Raw genomic sequence first — 16,081 nt, forward strand, 5'->3', positions numbered from 1 at the left:
GCCAGCGCAACGCTGACAGAGTGTCAGACAGAGCAACACTCTGCCGTTTAACTTAACGCAGTAAAGAACCAATCATCTGAGTGGTGCTGTTAGATGCGCTCAGTACAGAAATACCAGAGTTCATCAGTAACTGCTGTTTAGTCATGTTTGACGTTTCTCTGGCGAAATCAGCATCCATCAGCTGGCCAGCGGCCGCTTCGGTGTTTTCTTTCATGTTGGTTACGTTATTGATGGTGTGATCCAGGCGGTTCATGCTGGCACCCAGTGACGCACGGGCCGCACCAATCGCATTGATCACGCTGTCAACCTGGCCCATAACAGTTTTGGCATCTGCCTGGTCATCTGCAGGCACACCGCTGTCAAAACCAGCTGCGAACTCTGTCGCAGTCATAGCAGTATCCAGGTCACCCAGCTCGGTAGAGATATCTACGCTCAGCACTTCAGCCGCAGAAGAACCAATCTGAAAATCTACAGACGCGTTCAGTTTACCGTCTGTACCGTCAAGTAACTTAGTGCCTGAACCGTATGAAGTGTTGCTGATGATGTTAGTCATTTCATCACGCAGTGCTGTGAACTCTGAGTTCATTGCAGTATATTCTGAAGAGTTGTTGGTACCGTTAGCTGCCTGCGTTGCCAGCTCTTTCATACGGTATGCAATGTTGGTCATCTCTTCAAACGCGCCTTCTGCTGTTTGCAGCATAGACATAGCGTTATTAGCATTATAAATTGCGGCATCCTGACCACGTACCTGCGCATTTAAGCGGTTAGCAATTTGCAAACCGGCAGCGTCATCTTTAGCAGAGTTAATACGTAAACCTGAACCTAAACGCTCCAGCGCTACTGACAAATGGTTGTTAGTACGACCCAGCTGGTTCTGGATAGATTTTGACGCCATATTTGATTGAATTGATAAAGCCATCGTGGAATCTCCTGTGATTGATGCTCACAGATATAAAGCGGCGCTGCAGTTTCAAAACTAAAAAAAATTTTCGGAAATTTACGTCAACTGAATAAAAAGCGTTAACTGCACAGGTGCAGCAAGTCTTGCAGCTCGTATTCCAGATAATCCGCCAGCCCAAGCCAGTCACGTTGTGCCTGACAATTCAGCACCGCCTGCAGAATATTTTGCAGTTCAGTGGCATAGTGGGCGGGCTGTGATGAAAATGCCTGTACCAGCTGCGCTACCATAGCCGCGAGTTCAACAGCTGCCTGGGTATGGCTGCCACAACGAAACTGCAGTGCAAGTTCAGTGGCCTGGCATTGATACTCAGCCAGCGTAGTTATTTCTGTGCTCATTTTTCAGCTTGCTCCACAACGTTACCGGGCCCAGCCTCATCAAATGGCTTAGTGCCTGCGATCACCGCCCCGGCCTTAGATGCATTAAAAAACTGCACTGACGCATGTGCACGGATAAAGCGCTCCAGGCCCAAGCGGTATGTTAGTAAATTACGTAGCGTCGGTACTTTTTCACCCTGCACGTTTTCTACCCAGTCTGTGGCGCTGGCATAGCCCGGCCCCAGCATTTTGTCTTGCCAGCCGGCATGGGTTTTGTTAGCGCTGAAAGCAAAATCAGCACCGAACAGCACCAATTGCGTCGCGCCCATTTTAACTGCCAAATCCACTGCGGGGTGCAGCACGCTGCCATGGATGAATAACGAAGCCGCACCCAGCTCCGCGCGGACGCTGTCAAACAGCTTACTCTGGCTCATCGCCACATAACGCGGGCCAGTGCAGTCTGTCAGCAACTGCGAGTGCGTTAACGGAAAATACACCAGAGCCGTCGTTGGCGGCAGCTTGGCACAAGGCAGATGCCAGGGGCCGATTTTATGGTCCATCGTAATAACGATATCTGGTACAACATTATGTTCCAACAGCGCTTTTACCGCAGTATCGACCGCAATTAACAGTGGTGCATTGCGTTGTTGCTGACGCTGGTAAAGATAGTGGCACTGCTGCTCCAGTGACGGGCCTGACGCTATGACAAATACCTGTTGCTGTGGCTGAACAGAGTTAAACAACTGCTGCACCGCTTTGTCGTTTTGCCAGTAGTGTTTATTCTCTGCCAGCCGGTGCATATAAGGCTCTGCCGCGCGCATTACCTGGGCGGCGACATATTCCGCATCGCGCTCTGCACTCAGTTGATTTGCGATTTCACGCTGAGTATCACTGACCAGTACCAGCTCTGACGGCGAAACCACGAAAGGTAATTCAATATCCTGCTGTGCAGCGGCCAACAGCAGCTCTACTCTGTCATCGTTAAGCCAGTGACGTTGGTCAAGCAGTTGCAGCACCAGCGCAAACACATATTCGTTCATAATGCAGACGTTAAGCTGCTGCAACTGAGCTGATGCCAAAAGCAATTGTTGTACATCGCCAAGGCCAGTGCCGTACAGGGTAATTTTGCGGCTATCAGCAGGAAGTTTGGCGGTAAGTTCGCGGGCTTCTTTTTGCCGGTCGTGCCGGCTTGTAAGCTGAACACCGTTAATCAGCAAGGTGCTGTCGCGCCCTTGTGCCAGTTGCACCTGCGGCCGGTGTTGCTCGTCAGCCGCCTGCAGTATTACCGATGTTAGCGCCGGCCAGCGCCGGCTGATGACAGTGAGGTTATCGGAAAAACACGAATCAGACACGCAGACTTATCCCAAACCAAATTCAACCAGACTACGGGTGATATTGGCCTGTGACATCACTACCGATACCGCGCTTTTACTGCCACTTTGCATGTTAAGCCGCAGTTGCTGGCTTAACGCATTTAGCTCTGTTGCATCGCTTTGTTGCTGCGATATCGCCGCTAACTGAGCCTGCAACGCGGCACGCTGCGCCTGCACTTTGCCCAGTGCATCTTTTAACTGCTGCTGTACTAACTGGATCTGTTGCTGATACGCCTGCACGTTGTCCGCTTTGCCAGCCGCTTTGCTCAGTTGTGTCAGCGCACTGTCGGCAGGTTGCAATGCCACACTAACCGGGTTGCCGGCCGCCACCCGCACACCCTGGCCGGTTAACAGCCAGGGCTCCTGCAACTTACGGGCATTACGGGCTTCGGTTGAGAAATATAGCTGCTGCTGATTATCAGCGCTGACACTGATTTGCTGCGGTGCAAAGGCTTGCTGCACACTTTGCAGGTTTTCACTGACACTTTGCCCGGCAGGCAGGCTGATACTGACCGCGCCGCCACTGCGGCCAAGCAGAATATTTACCTGCTCGCTCTGGCGTCGTTCAGACAACAGATCAATGTTGTTCGTTAAGCTGGCGCTTACCGGCGCCGGGGCTGTGCCTGCCGGCATCAGCTGCGCGTTCAGGCCAGAATCACTGCGCGCCAGTTTTTGCTCCAGCTGCTGCAATTTTTGCTGCGCCTGTTGTTGCTGATCGGCGGATAATCTGGCGGCGGCAGGCGAATTCAGTTGCCGGCGCAGGTTTTCCAGTTCCTGATAGGCCAGCCGGATGCTACGCTCAGTTTGATCAGTCTGGCTCAGCTGTTTAGACACATCAGCTGCCAGCGCCCATTTACTTAATACCTGAATTTGCCGCGACTGGCGTGACTGTGGGACTTTTTGCCCGGCATCGTCCTGCTGCACAGCTTTTACCACAGCAGCTTTGTCCGTTGCACTAAGTGGGGTCAGCGCACTGTTATTTACCTTCTCTACCGCATTTGACAGCTGCATTATCGTCCCCTTACCGGCAAATACGCTCAGATATCAGCATCAGACATAGGAAAACAAAGTCAGCTGTGACACGCTGGAATACACCTTCAGTGATGATTCATACGATGCCATTGCCTGATTCATCTGCACATAGGCTTCCGGGTAGTCCACTTCTTTAATATCGTCACGCAGATTTTCGGTAAACAGCGCTATGTCGTCATTGCCCAGTGCCATTTCGTCCAGCGACGCTAACGTGCCACCAATACGGGTAATCTCACCGCTGACGCTGGCAAAAAAGTTACTGATATGGCCCAACAGATCACGTGATTCATTCCCTACTCCGGCAGCAGGTGCTGTCGCTATCAGATCCAGGTAGGTTTGCATTTCATTTAAAAAAGTGACGCCGGGGTCAAGTTTATCGCCGGTGATATTGGCTGGCACGCTGGAATTATCTGACACGGCAACATCGCGCACCCTGTCATCGCCTAAGTATTGATAAACTCCTGCACCGTCGCGCTCAAAGGGTTTAACATCGGTTAAGCTGCCGGAGAAGTAATAGTTGTCGTTGCCATCTTTGGCATTGAGCAAATCGACAATGGCCGGAAACAGTACTGACAGTTCCTGGCTGTATGCTTCGAGCTCTGCCTGCCCGGCAGAGCCGTCTGCTGCCGTGGTGACAATTTCCTGAATAGAGTACAGCGTATTAATGATACTGCTAAGCTGGGTTTCCTGCTGCCCCAGATTAAAATGCACCGCATTCATATTGCTTTTGTACTGGTCCAGCTTGGTCAGCTCACTGTTCAGCGTCAGCAACATTACCGAGCCAAGCGGGTCGTCTGAGGGTTTCTGAATGCGCTGATTGGTCGCCAGTTGGGTAGACAGCTTGCTGTATTCAGCCGTTGACTGCTGAATATTGCGGATCGTTGTCAGATGATATTGATTGCTGCTTACACGCATTTCAGCGACCTCAGAAAATATTAATCAGGGTTTTAAACAGTTGATCGGCTGTGCTGATCACTCTGGCGTTGGCATCATATAACTGCTGGTAAAACATCAGGTTGGCGGCCTCTTCATCCAGATTAACGCCGCTGACGCTGTCGCGCGCCGCCAGCGCGTTGTCTTTTAACAACTGCGCCGTTTTCACGCTGCTTTGCACCTGTTTACTCTGAATCGCCAGATCGCCGATCAGGGTGTCATAACCGGTCATAGAGCCATTTAGTGCTGACACCAGATTGGCGATATTGCCGTTGTCGCCACGGCCACCCGAGGGGATCCAGTTACCAAAACCATCATCCACCCGGCCGGTAAAGGCCAGATCATCAGGTTCCAGCGCAGCGTTAACACCAAAGGTGCCCAATACATCGGCCGGGTTGTAAACAAACAGTGGCTCACCGGGTAAGCCATTTAAATCAAAGCCTTCCGACAATGCCGTGTTGACCGAGTCAGCAACGCTGCTAACGATAGTTTCCAGCTGTAATTTACTCGGCTGCAATACAGTGGCATCGACATTCAGCAAACCGCCGATGCGCCCGCCAACAAATTCGTTCAGCGCGAAATTCTGGCTGTTAAAACTGACATCAACACTGGTGCCGGTCACGCTGACAGCAGCGGCTTTGCTGCCCACCACTAAGGGTGCACCATTTTTACTGCTGATATTCAGATTACCGTCACCGACATCGGTAATGTCTACGCCAAGATAGCCGGATAACTCGGTCACCAGATTCTCACGCGCATCAGACAGTTCGGCCACCGGCTGACCAAGCGCCATCGCTTTGCTGATTTTGTTATTCATTTCAGCAATTTGCTGTAGCAAAGAACTGCTGTTATCTGCCAGATCGCTTAGCTCTTTGCCCAGCTTGGCCTGCTGGTCAGATAAGGCACCGTTGATCTGCGCAATATCCTGTACCAGCGACTGCGCCGACGATAATGCCTGCTGGCGGTAAGCGGCAGAATCCGGTGCAGACATAGCGGCATTGAATGACGCGCGGATACCGGCGACCGCATCATTCAGATTCAGTGATTCGGTACCCAGAATTTGCTCCAGATAACCAATATAGTTCTGAAAACCTTCGTAATAACCGGTGTCTGCGCTGGTACGCCAGATATCATCGTTCAAAAAGCTGTTAACAATACGGTCGATTTTAGTTACTTTAACGCCGTTCAGGCCACCGGCCGCAGTTTCCAGATACACCGTCTGCCGGCTGTAGCCTTTTACCGCCGCATTAGCGACGTTCTGGCTGACGGCACCCAGTGCGCTGTTAGCCGCATTAAGGCCTGATACGCCGTTTAAAAGCATGCTCATAAACCGGAATTCCCACTAGGATCTGCCTGCCATAATGGCTGGCTGAACGCATTATTGCTGTATTGTGGCGTCACCAGAGTCAACGCCCCCTTATCAGGCATAGCGACAGCATCGACAAGTTGCTTAAATTTATTTTCGCTTTGCGAAAGGCCTGCGCCAAGCTGCTTTACTATGGCTTCTGACAAGCCAAGCTGCTGGTTCGACGCCAGCGACTGCGCCAGCTGCGCGTCGTGCATATCACGGAAGGTCTGCGCTTCATTGCTGGCAAACATGCCATGTTCACCGGCAATGGCATCTGTACCGGCATGCATATTTTTTAACACCAACTGCAAAAAGATGGCTTCAAACTGTTCAGCCGCCTGGTTTAACCGGCTGGCGGCGTCCTGACTGGCGTCAATACCAGCGACTGCACGGGGGTCTATCGCCAGACCAGATAGAGAAGATGCAGATAAAGGGGTTATATTCATTTAAATCACCAGCAGTTCAGCATCCAGTGCGCCGGCGTTATCCAGCGCAATCAGAATAGACATCAGTTCCGCCGGCGTTGCCCCCAGCGCGTTTATGGCTTTAACAATTTCTTCCAGCGAGCTGCCTTCAGGCCACAGCATCATATTGGCAGCACGTTCTTCCACGTTAACAGCACTGTTCTGCACCGGCGTGGTGGTACCATTGCTAAACGGGCCAGGCTGGCTGACGCCCTGCTGTTCGCTGATGGTGATCGTTAAACTGCCGTGACTGACGGCAGCACGTTTTACCCGTACTACATCGTTCATTACCACGGTGCCGGTGCGGCTGTTAAACACGACTCTTGGCCGCTGCCGCCCCTCCTGCACATCGATATCCTGCAACATCGACATAAAGGTAATGCGGCTGTTGGCATCGGCCGGTGCACTGACTTTCAGCTTGCCTTTATGCTCTGCACGCGCCACATCCGGGCCAAACACCTCGTTAATGGCGGTGACAAGATTGCGCGCGGTCTGATAATCCGGCTGGCGTAAATTCAGCGTAATTTCACTGTCCGGTTGATACAGCTGAGCGACAGAACGCTCGACAATGGCGCCCGACGGAATAATACCGGCTGTCGGCACGTTTACCGTGACCGATGAACCGCTCTGACCGGTTGCATTTAAACCGCCGACCACCAGGTTACCCTGCGCCAATGCATACACTTTACCGTCTACCCCGCGCAGCGGTGTCAGCATCAGGCTGCCACCGTGCAGGCTTTTGGCATCACCCAGTGACATAATGGTCACATCCAGTGTTTGACCCGGGCTGGCGTTGGCCGGCAACGTAGCCGTTACAGCAACCGCGGCGACGTTTTTTGATTTAGGTAAACTGCTTTCATCCAGCTGCACACCAAACTGTTTCAGCATATTGTTCAGTGACTGGGCGGCAAATTTAATCTGCGTTTTATCGCCGGAGCCGGGCAAGCCCACCACCAGACCATAACCAACCAGCTGGTTATCGCGTACGCCCTGAATATCCACCAGATCCAGCAGCGGCCTGGCTGCAACGGGCAGAACAAGTAAGCTTGATAACAAACCGGCAATAAGCGCTTTCATAACACCTCGGTTAAAACGGGTTCAGTAAATTAAATAAGCGGGTAAACCAGCCAGCCTGGCTGGCGCGGGCCATTTCGCCTTTACCGGAATAACTGATACGGGCATCGGCAATACGCTGTGACGACACACGGTTGGTGACATCAATATCTTCCGGCCGCACCAGGCCCTGCAGCCGGATATACTCATCGCCCTGGTTTAGCTTGATCCATTTTTCACCGCGGATAGCCAGTGCGCCGTTTGGCAGTACATCGGTAACACGCACAGTAATGGAGCCTCGCAGGAAATTCTGCTGACTGGCGGTGCTTTCACCGTCAAAGCGTGAACGCGAATTCAGCTCCATCGCCAGCTCAGACGTATTCAGGTTACCCACCAGCGGCACACCGACATTGATACCGGTATTTTTATCAACACTGGCATCGGCGCTTTTACTCGACTGGGTGCGCTCGTTCAGCTCGACCGTCAGAATGTCACCGACGCGATAGGCGCGTTTGTCTTCGTACAGCGTAAACATATAACGGTCGCTGTACAGGCTACCCTCTGTTAGGCCAGGCTCGGCCTCGTTACTGCTGCGCGCTGCCACCACTTGCTCCCAGTCAGCCTGATGCACAGGTTCAGACGGGCTGGCACAACCTGCCAGCAGGCTTAGTAACAACAGCACAGATAAGTTTTTCATCAGTTACAGGCTCTGGTTAATAAAGCGCAGCATTTCATCAGCTGCCGACACCACTTTGGCGTTCATTTCATAAGCACGCTGCACCGCAATCATGCTAACCATTTCGTCGACCACGCTAACGTTAGAACCTTCAATCACGCCCTGTTGCAGCGCACCAAATGCCTCTTCACCCGGTACGCCTTCAATCGGCTCGCCAGAAGCCGCCGTGGCGCGGAACAGGTTACCGCCCAGCGCTTCAAGGCCAGCCGGGTTAACAAAGTTCACTGTTAAAATCTGGCCCAGTTCTACCGGCTCAATTTCATTCGCCAGCACAGCAGTGACAGTGCCGTCACTGCCGATGGTGACTTTGGTGGCGTTTTCCGGGATGGCGATATTTTGCAGCAGTGGCAAACCATTGGCGTTTACCATCAGTGATTCAGCATTGGGCTGAAACTGGCCACTGCGGCTATACAGAATTTCACCGTCCGGGCTTTCCATCTGAAAAAAGCCCTGGCCGGTAATGGCGACATCCAGCGGGTTGTTACTGGTTTCGTAGTTGCCTTCAGTAAAGATTTTCTGTGTACCATTTATCCGCACACCGGTACCGACCTGAATACCAGATGGCACCTGATTCAGCTCATCAGCCTGACCGCCTGGCTGGCGCTGGATCTGGTAAAACAAATCTTCAAACACCACGCGGTCTTTTTTAAAGCCGGCGGTGCTGACGTTCGCCAGGTTGTTTGAAATAGTGGTCATGCGCATGTCCTGCGCCGCTAAACCGGTTTTACTTACCCATAAAGCTGAATTCATTGCGCTGCTCCTATTAGCTGTTGCCGCTAATTAATTTGTTACCCGACACGGCAAGCTCATCGGCGGTTTTCATCATGCGGATATTCATTTCGAACTGGCGGCTGATGTTCATGGTGCTGACCATTTCTTCCACCGCGTTAACGTTAGAACCTTCCAGTGCGCCGGTACGCAGCGTAATTGCCAGATCGGCTGCCAGTTCATCTTGCTGCTGTGGCCGCAATAAACCGTCCAGCCCTTTCACCAGCGTGTTATCACCGGCACTGACCAGTTTCAGCCGCCCTTCCTGTTCAATGACGCCGCCGCCCACCGGCAGCAGGTTAATGGTGCCGTCGGCGCCAATGTCGATGGCACCAAATTCCGGCAGCACGATATCGCCCTGCTCGCCCTGCACGGTGTAACCGTTTAATGTCAGGCGGCCATCGGCTTCAACCTGCAGATTACCAGCCCGGGTGTAGGCTTCATTGCCGTCGGCGTCGGTTACAGCCAAAAAGCCGCCATCGCTTAATACTACGTCCAGATCACGGCCAGTCTGTTGTACCGGGCCATTGCTCAGGCTGGTGAATACCGGCAGTAGCTGTGCCTGATAACGGCTGCGAAAGCCATCGCCAGCCACCATCATTGCCTGCGCCTGTTCAATATCGGCTTTAAAGCCAGGCGTATTGACGTTGGCCAGATTGTTAGCACTGACACGCAGTGCCGTCTGGTTTAGCTCAGCGCCCGAAACGGCGGTATAAATTAAGCGTTCCATAATGCAGTCCCTTAGGTGGCACTAAACAGAATTTGCATCATTTCATCAGCGCTGCTGATGGTTTTGGCGTTGGCCTGATAGTTTTGCTGGAACGCCATCAAATCAACCAGCTGCTCGCTGATATCAACGTTAGAGCCGACATAGGCACCGGACAGCAGTGCGCCGAAGCTGCCGGCATCCGGTGTGCCGTACAGCGCAGCACCCGATTCATTGGTGGCGTACCATACGGTTTTATTACCGGTTTCCAGGCCATTTACATTGGCAAAGTTAGCCAGCACCACCTGGCCCTGCAGCTTGGTTTCGCCATTGGTAAAGGTGGCAAACACTTCACCGGTTTCAGCAATAGCAACACCGGCAAACTCACCGGCGGTGAAACCGTCAGCGTCGTTTTCATAAATATTAAAGCCACTGCCAAACTGCGTGCTGTTGGTCAGGTTAACGCCAAAGTTCATCACGGCGGCGCCGGTGGTCGGGGTGTAGCTTAGCGCCACCGTTGACGGTGTGGCCGGGGTTAACAGCTGTCCACTGGGGTCAAATGTCAGCGTCGACGGCGTCGCTAAATCAGCACCGTCAACAAAGTAGCGGGTTTCCCAGGTATTGGGCCCGGTATGAATAAAATACTGTGTTAGCGTATGGCTGTTACCCAGCGAGTCAAAAATCTCACTCGACTGTGAATAGTTGTAGCTGCTGCCCACGGCCGGGTCGAAACCAGCGGCCGGCAACACATCACTGGCCGAGCTTAAGTTCAGCGAAAAAGCCACCTCCGTTGATGCCTCTGCCGGTATATTGGCCGCTTCAATTTTCAGGTCGGTTAACACACCAGGCACCAGGTTACCCTGCGCATCAATGCCGTAACCCTGCAGGCGGTTGCCGCTGCTGTTAATAATGTTCTGATCTTTGTCCAGATCAAAGCGGCCAGCCTGGGTGTAGGCCATACGGCCATTTTCTGACACGACAAAAAAGCCTTTGCCGGTAATGGCTAAATCCAGCGCCGAACCGGTGCTGACAACACCGCCTTCGCGGCTGAAATTTTCTTTGATGTCACTGACATCTACGCCACCACGCTGACCACCGTTATAGACAGCGGCAAACTCAGCGCTGCCACTTTTAAAACCAGCGGTACCAGAGTTAGCAATATTGTGACTGGTTACTTCCAGTGCTTTCTGTGTCGTTTTCAGGCCGCTTAAGCCGATATTGAACATAGACATAGTAAAATCCTTAGCTGTTTCCACCCAGCGCCAGCTGGTTGGTATCCAGCAGCGAATGATTACCTAAACCATTGATCTGTAAAATAATGTCGTCTTTATTGCTACCCAGCGACACCCGTTCCACTTCACCGCTAAGCAGGGTGGTCAGTGGCTGCGGCTTACCAGCGATAATGGCATCAGCCTGTACGTAGTAACCGCCGGCAACCTGCTCATCAAACGCAAAGCGCAGCGTACCCACGCCGCTGTAGCCCAGGCTTTGTTGCTGCATCAGCTTGCCTTCGGCGTTATACAGCCGTAGCTCAACAGCATCGGCGTCGACACCCAGGTTAATAGCGCCTTTAATCTCGCCGCGCTGCTCCAGCACTATGCTGTCGGCGGCAACATCCACCTGCTGGCCGATTAGCCCGGTGGCCTGCAACGCTTGCTGGCTGGCCTGCAGTTCCAGATTTTTGCCCGAATCGATTTTCAGGCTTTGCAGGCTTTCGACATTGGCAAACTCCGCCAGCTGGCTGACATACTGAGTGCCATCCATCGGATCCAGCGGGTTCTGATGGCTGATCTGCGCCACCAGCAACTCAAGAAACATGGTTGATAAGCCTTCAGCATTATTGCCATTACCGGCGATAGTGTTGTTGGAGGCGCTGTTATTGCTGGCACCTAAGCCACTGATTGCACTCACGCTGCTACTCCTTTACTGCTGGCCAAGACGCAGCACACTTTGCTGCATACTGGACACCCGGCCCATCACTTCAACAGACGTTTGATAGCTGCGCGATGCAGACATCATGTCAGCCATTTCTTCCAGCACGTTGACGTTAGAATAAAATACGTAGCCGTCAGCATTGGCCAGTGGGTTGTTAGGCTCGTAGCGCTGCTCTACCGGCCGGCTGGAGCTGGTGATGCCCATCATCTGCACTTCAGCCGCCAGGCTTTGCTGCTCCGTCGTTTGTTTGTACAACGCAGCAAACACCGGCTTTAACGCCCTATAAGCGCCGGCTTCTGTGCTGGCCGCGGTATCAGCGTTGGCAAGGTTAGAGGCGATAGTGTCAAGCCGCATCACCTGGGCGCGCATCGCGCTGCCACTGACATCGTAAATGCTGTTAAAAGACATCCTTATTCCCCTTTAATCGCTTTTTGCAAGCCGCTGATTTTCATATTTAAAAATGTAAGGCTGGTTTGAAAATCCATAGTGTTGGCAGCGAAATTTGCCTGCTCAACGTTCAGTTCAGCCGTGTTGCCATCAGCCGAAGCCTGATAAGGTGTGCGGTACAGCAACTGATGACCGTCTTCGGCTGCTGTCAGTGGCCGGTTCTGACCGTGCTCTATGCTGTAAGCCACGTCCTGCATGATTTGCTTATAGTTGATATCCCGTGCCTTAAAACCCGGTGTATCGACATTGGCCAGATTGCCTGCAATAATTTCGGCTCTGTCCATGCGCAGCTGAAGTGAAAATGGATGGACGCCAAGCGCTTTATCAAACATGTGCAGATTACTCACTTAGAAACAGGTTGCCATTGCTGTCATTGGGTTTTACAAGCTCTGTGCCACATTTTAAAAGTGATATTTATCAATGAATTATTTTGCTTTCTTAGCCATATTACCGCCAAAAGCGGAAGCAATACTTCCGCAGCGGAAGCGTGGCGCTTTCCTGGCGTTTATGCTGCTGGCTGTGCTGTGCCTGCGTAGTAGCCCGCTGCAGGCAATGCCGGTTGAAACCGCGTTGCAACAACAGGTTGAGGCAGAACTTGCGCAGTATCTGCAACAGTTAGGGGTAAAAGCGCAGCAACAGGATATTCAGCTCAGCCTGCCCGGCTCACTGGCTGAACGAGACTGCAGCAAACTTGACATTAGCAGGCCACAGCAAAGCGAGCCGCCGCTGGGCCGGCTCAGTTACAGCCTGGCCTGCACGGCCCCCAAGCGCTGGCAAAGCCGCGCTGTGGCACAGGTTAAACTGTGGCTGCCGCTGGTGGTGGCAACCCGAACGCTGGAACGCGGCGAAGTACTCAGCGCCGATATGTTGAGCATACAACCGCAGGAAGTCAGTACCCTGCGCCACGGGCTGGAGTTCTCTGCCGCGCCTTTACTGGGCATGACAGTAAAGCGCCGTATCAGCGCCGGTGATGTGGTGAGCCGCCATTTACTGCAAGCGGCCTATCTGGTGCAAAAAGGTGCTCAGGTGACGCTGCATTACCGTGGCGATGGCTTTGCTGTCAGCACCAGTGCCATTGCCCTGAGCGACGGTGTACTGGGCGAGCGAATCAGCGTGCAGAATATCAGCTCCGGCAAGGTGCTGGATGCTATCGTTACTGCAGAAAATAACGTCGAATCTGCACAGAAATAAATTTAAGTTTTACCGCCGGCACGCCGCTTATTATTAACAGAGCAGAATTGCAGGAACCCCAGTATGAAAATTGAGCCTAAACACAGCTTGCAGGTGAACCCGGTAAACCGGCTGACACAAGAGCAGCAAAACCCGGGCACGGCGAAAGCAACAGTCAGCCCAGCCGGAGCCGACACCCCGGCCAGTAATGTCAGTGGTGCCAGCCGCGCGCTGGAGCAGAGCTTTGCCAATATGGCCAGCCACGACGGTGTCGATATGAATAAAGTGCGTCAGCTGCAACAGGCCATTGCCCGTGGTGAGCTGGTACTGGATGAAGACGCCCTGGTCAACGCTATTGTGGATATGCATAAAAAATGAGTGCCGAGCTGCTGAAGCATTTTATCAGCAGTTTGCAACAGGACGTGCAACGGCTGGATACCCTTAGCCAGTTACTGGATCAGCAATATGAGCTGATGAGCCGGCGCAGCAGTGAGCCACTGCAACAGCTGAACCAACAAGCGTTAGAACTGATGACAGCGGTGCAACATAACCATAGTGCGCGTGATAGCTTGCTGCAGCAGTTTGGCCTGCCTAACACCGCTGCCGGTTTACGCCAGTTAGTCAGCCGTTTACCGGCACCGCTGCAGCACGGTACCCGCCAACTGCTGCAGGAGCTGACGTTAAAATCGCGCTTATGTCAGGCCAAAAATGAGAAAAGCGGTAAATTACTGGCCAGCCAGCGCCAGCTGATGCAGAAACTGACCGGCCTGCAAAGCCGTACCAGCTACCCTGCTATGCCATTGTAACCCTATAACGGGCTTGCCACTGCAGCCTGGCAATGGCATGCTCAGTCAGGTTACCAGCCAATATTCAGCTGCGCACCACCGCAGTAAGCCAGGCAGTCAACGTTGAGGTTCAGGTGCATCTGTTCGTTTTATTACCCTTACCGCTTATTTTACTGTTGTACTGGCAGTTTCCGGCGCAGCTGACGGCTGTCAGTGCGTTATTTCCTGCATTAGTTTACGCGGCCATAGCGCTGACGGCGGCACTGGCCAGCCTGATGCGCCAATGGCACTGGCTGTACAGTTTGTGCTTGCTTGGCAGCCATTATCTGGTGGTGCAGCAGGCACTGCAACGCCCGTTAAGCGACGAGCGCACTTTAGCGCTGAGTATTTTTTTGCCGCTGTGTTTTACCATTATCGCCCTGCTGCTACAGTTGCAGCATAAACCGCAATTGCTGACCAAACGTGGCCTGGCGCTGCTGGCGGTGGTGCTACTGGCGCCACTGACGATGCTCTGGTTACCGCTGGCTAGCTGGCAGGCCGCCCTGCCATTACCGGCGGCGTTTTTTCAGCCGGTGTCTGAGCGCTTTTTATTAGGTTGGGGCCAGTTATGGTGGATAGCCGTTGTCGCCAGCTGCTGGCTGGGCCTGCTGAACTTCTACGCGGCCAATAGCCAGCGCTGGGGCCAGTTTGGTGCCTGGCTGGCCGTAATGGCGTTCTACCTGTTTATCCAAGAGCCCGATATGTCGGGCTGGATGACGCTCGCCGCCTGTTTAATCCTGCTGCTAAGCCTGAGCAGCCAGATGCTGCAACTGGCCTACATTGATGAGCTGACCCAACTGCCCCAACGCCGTGCGCTACTCAGCCATTTGAGCCGGCTGGGCCGGCGTAGTGCGATTACCATGCTCGATGTTGATCACTTTAAAAAGTTTAACGACACCTACGGCCATGATGTTGGTGATCAGGTGCTAAAGCTGCTTGGCTCAGTGCTGGCCAGCGAACGCGGCTTAACCGCCTACCGTTATGGCGGTGAAGAGTTTACGCTGGTGTTCAGCCACAATAAAACCGAGACCTTGGCAGAAAAGCTGGAACAAGTGCGCGCACGGGTAGCCGATTACCCACTGGTGATCCGCCAGCAGGACAGGCCGAAAGACAGTAAAAGCGGCAAACAGCAACGCGGCAGTAATGCGGGCAGCAAAACCGTGCACGTGACGATTAGCCTGGGCTGTGCTATCCGCCGAAGCGGCGAAAGCACCGAACAACTGCTAAAACGCGCCGACGAAGCGCTGTACAGCGCGAAAAAAGCCGGCCGTAATCAGGTGGCGTTTGCAAAGTAGGGAGTAAAGCGAAAGTTAATCTTCAGATTAATCAGACTTCAAGCTCTGAATCACATGCTAAGCGCCACTAGCTAAGTAAAAACAGGGCAAGCGGGCTATCATGTTTCAGCCTTCAAATACCTGATAAAAACTAGCCCGCTAAACACGGAAAATCAATGTCTCTGACCCGTTGATCTGATTTCCATTGATTTCTTTCTTTTATTTTTGAATTACAATAATATTGGAACTAACGGAAAAGAAACTAACTTCCTCACCTTCCAACACATAGCCGTCATAAAGGAAGTAATGACCAATATAATATTTCCCACTCTTTAATTCGTAAGATTTATCCAAATTAAAATTAAAGCACTTTTCTTCTTTTGGTTTAAATGAAATTTTAGCCAATCCTTCAGTCTTATTTAAATAGATTTCTTTAAAAAAGTCTGTAACTTCGCCTCTTTTTAGCCAAGAAGAATAAATGTCACTACCAACCTTAATGTAGTCTTCCAATAAATAAAAATTCATTCCATTAACTAACATCTGATCCTCATGAAGGAATGAAGAGCTTATTGTCAGATTATTATTCTGAAGATTTGCCATGCACAATTTCACATTGCAAGCCTCAGCAGTGCAATTTGAACTTAGGTATGTCGATATTGGAGGCTGTATAAGTGGAACATCTTTTGAAAAAGTCAAACATGGAACTAAAGTCAATATAGCAATTAAACTTTTCATTAAAGACC

Annotated in this window: 20 protein-coding genes; 4 read left to right on the forward strand and 16 right to left on the reverse strand. The window is 52.2% G+C overall.

Going from position 1 to position 16,081, the window contains the following annotated elements; all coding sequences use genetic code 11:
- Nucleotides 1-52: 52 nt before the first annotated feature.
- The 15 genes from LHL18_RS16675 to flgB all read right to left on the reverse strand — a co-directional run bounded on the left by LHL18_RS16675 (nucleotide 53) and on the right by flgB (nucleotide 12,417).
- A complete protein-coding gene (locus tag LHL18_RS16675) occupies nucleotides 53-919 on the reverse strand; it encodes a flagellin N-terminal helical domain-containing protein (protein WP_226767917.1) in 867 nt (288 codons plus the stop codon).
- A 101-nt stretch (nucleotides 920-1,020) separates the two neighbouring features.
- On the reverse strand, nucleotides 1,021-1,296 hold the full coding sequence (locus tag LHL18_RS16680; protein WP_134058224.1) for a hypothetical protein: 276 nt from the start codon (nucleotides 1,294-1,296) through the stop codon (nucleotides 1,021-1,023).
- On the reverse strand, nucleotides 1,293-2,627 hold the full coding sequence (locus LHL18_RS19810) for a motility associated factor glycosyltransferase family protein (RefSeq protein WP_226767918.1): 1,335 nt from the start codon (nucleotides 2,625-2,627) through the stop codon (nucleotides 1,293-1,295). Before LHL18_RS19810 ends, LHL18_RS16680 begins: the two co-directional genes overlap by 4 nt.
- A gap of 6 nt (nucleotides 2,628-2,633) precedes the next feature.
- A complete protein-coding gene (locus tag LHL18_RS16690; RefSeq protein ID WP_226767919.1) occupies nucleotides 2,634-3,659 on the reverse strand; it encodes a hypothetical protein in 1,026 nt (341 codons plus the stop codon).
- 39 nt (nucleotides 3,660-3,698) lie between these two features.
- Nucleotides 3,699-4,595: a flagellar hook-associated protein FlgL gene (gene flgL, locus LHL18_RS16695; RefSeq protein ID WP_134058230.1), complete on the reverse strand. Its 897-nt coding sequence runs from the start codon at nucleotides 4,593-4,595 to the stop codon at nucleotides 3,699-3,701.
- Between the two features lie 10 nt (nucleotides 4,596-4,605).
- A complete protein-coding gene (gene flgK / locus LHL18_RS16700; RefSeq protein WP_226767920.1) occupies nucleotides 4,606-5,940 on the reverse strand; it encodes a flagellar hook-associated protein FlgK in 1,335 nt (444 codons plus the stop codon).
- Nucleotides 5,937-6,407 (reverse strand): rod-binding protein, encoded by a 471-nt coding sequence (locus LHL18_RS16705; RefSeq protein ID WP_226767921.1) that lies wholly within the window; start codon nucleotides 6,405-6,407, stop codon nucleotides 5,937-5,939. The genes flgK and LHL18_RS16705 overlap by 4 nt, the downstream gene beginning before the upstream one ends.
- Nucleotides 6,408-7,502 carry a flagellar basal body P-ring protein FlgI gene (locus LHL18_RS16710; protein ID WP_226767922.1) on the reverse strand — a complete coding sequence of 365 codons (1,095 nt, stop codon included), beginning with the start codon at nucleotides 7,500-7,502 and terminating at the stop codon, nucleotides 6,408-6,410. It abuts the gene before it with no gap.
- Between the two features lie 10 nt (nucleotides 7,503-7,512).
- Nucleotides 7,513-8,175, reverse strand: coding sequence for a flagellar basal body L-ring protein FlgH (gene flgH, locus LHL18_RS16715; RefSeq protein WP_226767923.1), 663 nt, complete (start codon nucleotides 8,173-8,175; stop codon nucleotides 7,513-7,515).
- Nucleotides 8,176-8,178: 3 nt separating this feature from the next.
- Nucleotides 8,179-8,964: a flagellar basal-body rod protein FlgG gene (gene flgG / locus LHL18_RS16720; RefSeq protein ID WP_134058240.1), complete on the reverse strand. Its 786-nt coding sequence runs from the start codon at nucleotides 8,962-8,964 to the stop codon at nucleotides 8,179-8,181.
- Nucleotides 8,965-8,977: 13 nt separating this feature from the next.
- Complete coding sequence (locus LHL18_RS16725; RefSeq protein ID WP_226767924.1) at nucleotides 8,978-9,712, reverse strand: flagellar basal body rod protein FlgF; 735 nt, start codon at nucleotides 9,710-9,712, stop codon at nucleotides 8,978-8,980.
- Nucleotides 9,713-9,723: 11 nt separating this feature from the next.
- Nucleotides 9,724-10,920: a flagellar hook protein FlgE gene (gene flgE / locus LHL18_RS16730; RefSeq protein WP_134058244.1), complete on the reverse strand. Its 1,197-nt coding sequence runs from the start codon at nucleotides 10,918-10,920 to the stop codon at nucleotides 9,724-9,726.
- Between the two features lie 10 nt (nucleotides 10,921-10,930).
- Nucleotides 10,931-11,599, reverse strand: coding sequence for a flagellar hook assembly protein FlgD (locus LHL18_RS19815; RefSeq protein WP_226767925.1), 669 nt, complete (start codon nucleotides 11,597-11,599; stop codon nucleotides 10,931-10,933).
- A 12-nt stretch (nucleotides 11,600-11,611) separates the two neighbouring features.
- Nucleotides 11,612-12,031 (reverse strand): flagellar basal body rod protein FlgC, encoded by a 420-nt coding sequence (gene flgC, locus LHL18_RS16740; RefSeq protein WP_226767926.1) that lies wholly within the window; start codon nucleotides 12,029-12,031, stop codon nucleotides 11,612-11,614.
- 2 nt (nucleotides 12,032-12,033) lie between these two features.
- Entirely contained in the window at nucleotides 12,034-12,417 is a 384-nt protein-coding gene (flgB, locus tag LHL18_RS16745; RefSeq protein ID WP_273021456.1) for a flagellar basal body rod protein FlgB, read from the reverse strand.
- 73 nt (nucleotides 12,418-12,490) lie between these two features.
- On the opposite strand from flgB, the gene flgA reads away from it, so the two are divergent.
- From flgA to LHL18_RS16765, 4 genes are all read left to right on the forward strand, one after another.
- Nucleotides 12,491-13,261: a flagellar basal body P-ring formation chaperone FlgA gene (flgA, locus tag LHL18_RS16750; protein ID WP_226767927.1), complete on the forward strand. Its 771-nt coding sequence runs from the start codon at nucleotides 12,491-12,493 to the stop codon at nucleotides 13,259-13,261.
- Nucleotides 13,262-13,324: 63 nt separating this feature from the next.
- Nucleotides 13,325-13,618: a flagellar biosynthesis anti-sigma factor FlgM gene (gene flgM, locus LHL18_RS16755; protein WP_226767928.1), complete on the forward strand. Its 294-nt coding sequence runs from the start codon at nucleotides 13,325-13,327 to the stop codon at nucleotides 13,616-13,618.
- A complete protein-coding gene (flgN, locus tag LHL18_RS16760; RefSeq protein ID WP_134058252.1) occupies nucleotides 13,615-14,046 on the forward strand; it encodes a flagellar export chaperone FlgN in 432 nt (143 codons plus the stop codon). The genes flgM and flgN overlap by 4 nt, the downstream gene beginning before the upstream one ends.
- 32 nt (nucleotides 14,047-14,078) lie before the next feature.
- On the forward strand, nucleotides 14,079-15,359 hold the full coding sequence (locus LHL18_RS16765; RefSeq protein ID WP_226767929.1) for a GGDEF domain-containing protein: 1,281 nt from the start codon (nucleotides 14,079-14,081) through the stop codon (nucleotides 15,357-15,359).
- A gap of 198 nt (nucleotides 15,360-15,557) precedes the next feature.
- Here LHL18_RS16765 and LHL18_RS16770 read toward each other — a convergent pair whose 3' ends face one another.
- On the reverse strand, nucleotides 15,558-16,073 hold the full coding sequence (locus LHL18_RS16770; protein ID WP_226767930.1) for a hypothetical protein: 516 nt from the start codon (nucleotides 16,071-16,073) through the stop codon (nucleotides 15,558-15,560).
- Between the last annotated feature and the right edge of the window lie 8 nt (nucleotides 16,074-16,081).

This window comes from Rheinheimera aquimaris, assembly GCF_020531985.1.
GTDB lineage: Bacteria > Pseudomonadota > Gammaproteobacteria > Enterobacterales > Alteromonadaceae > Alishewanella > Alishewanella aquimaris.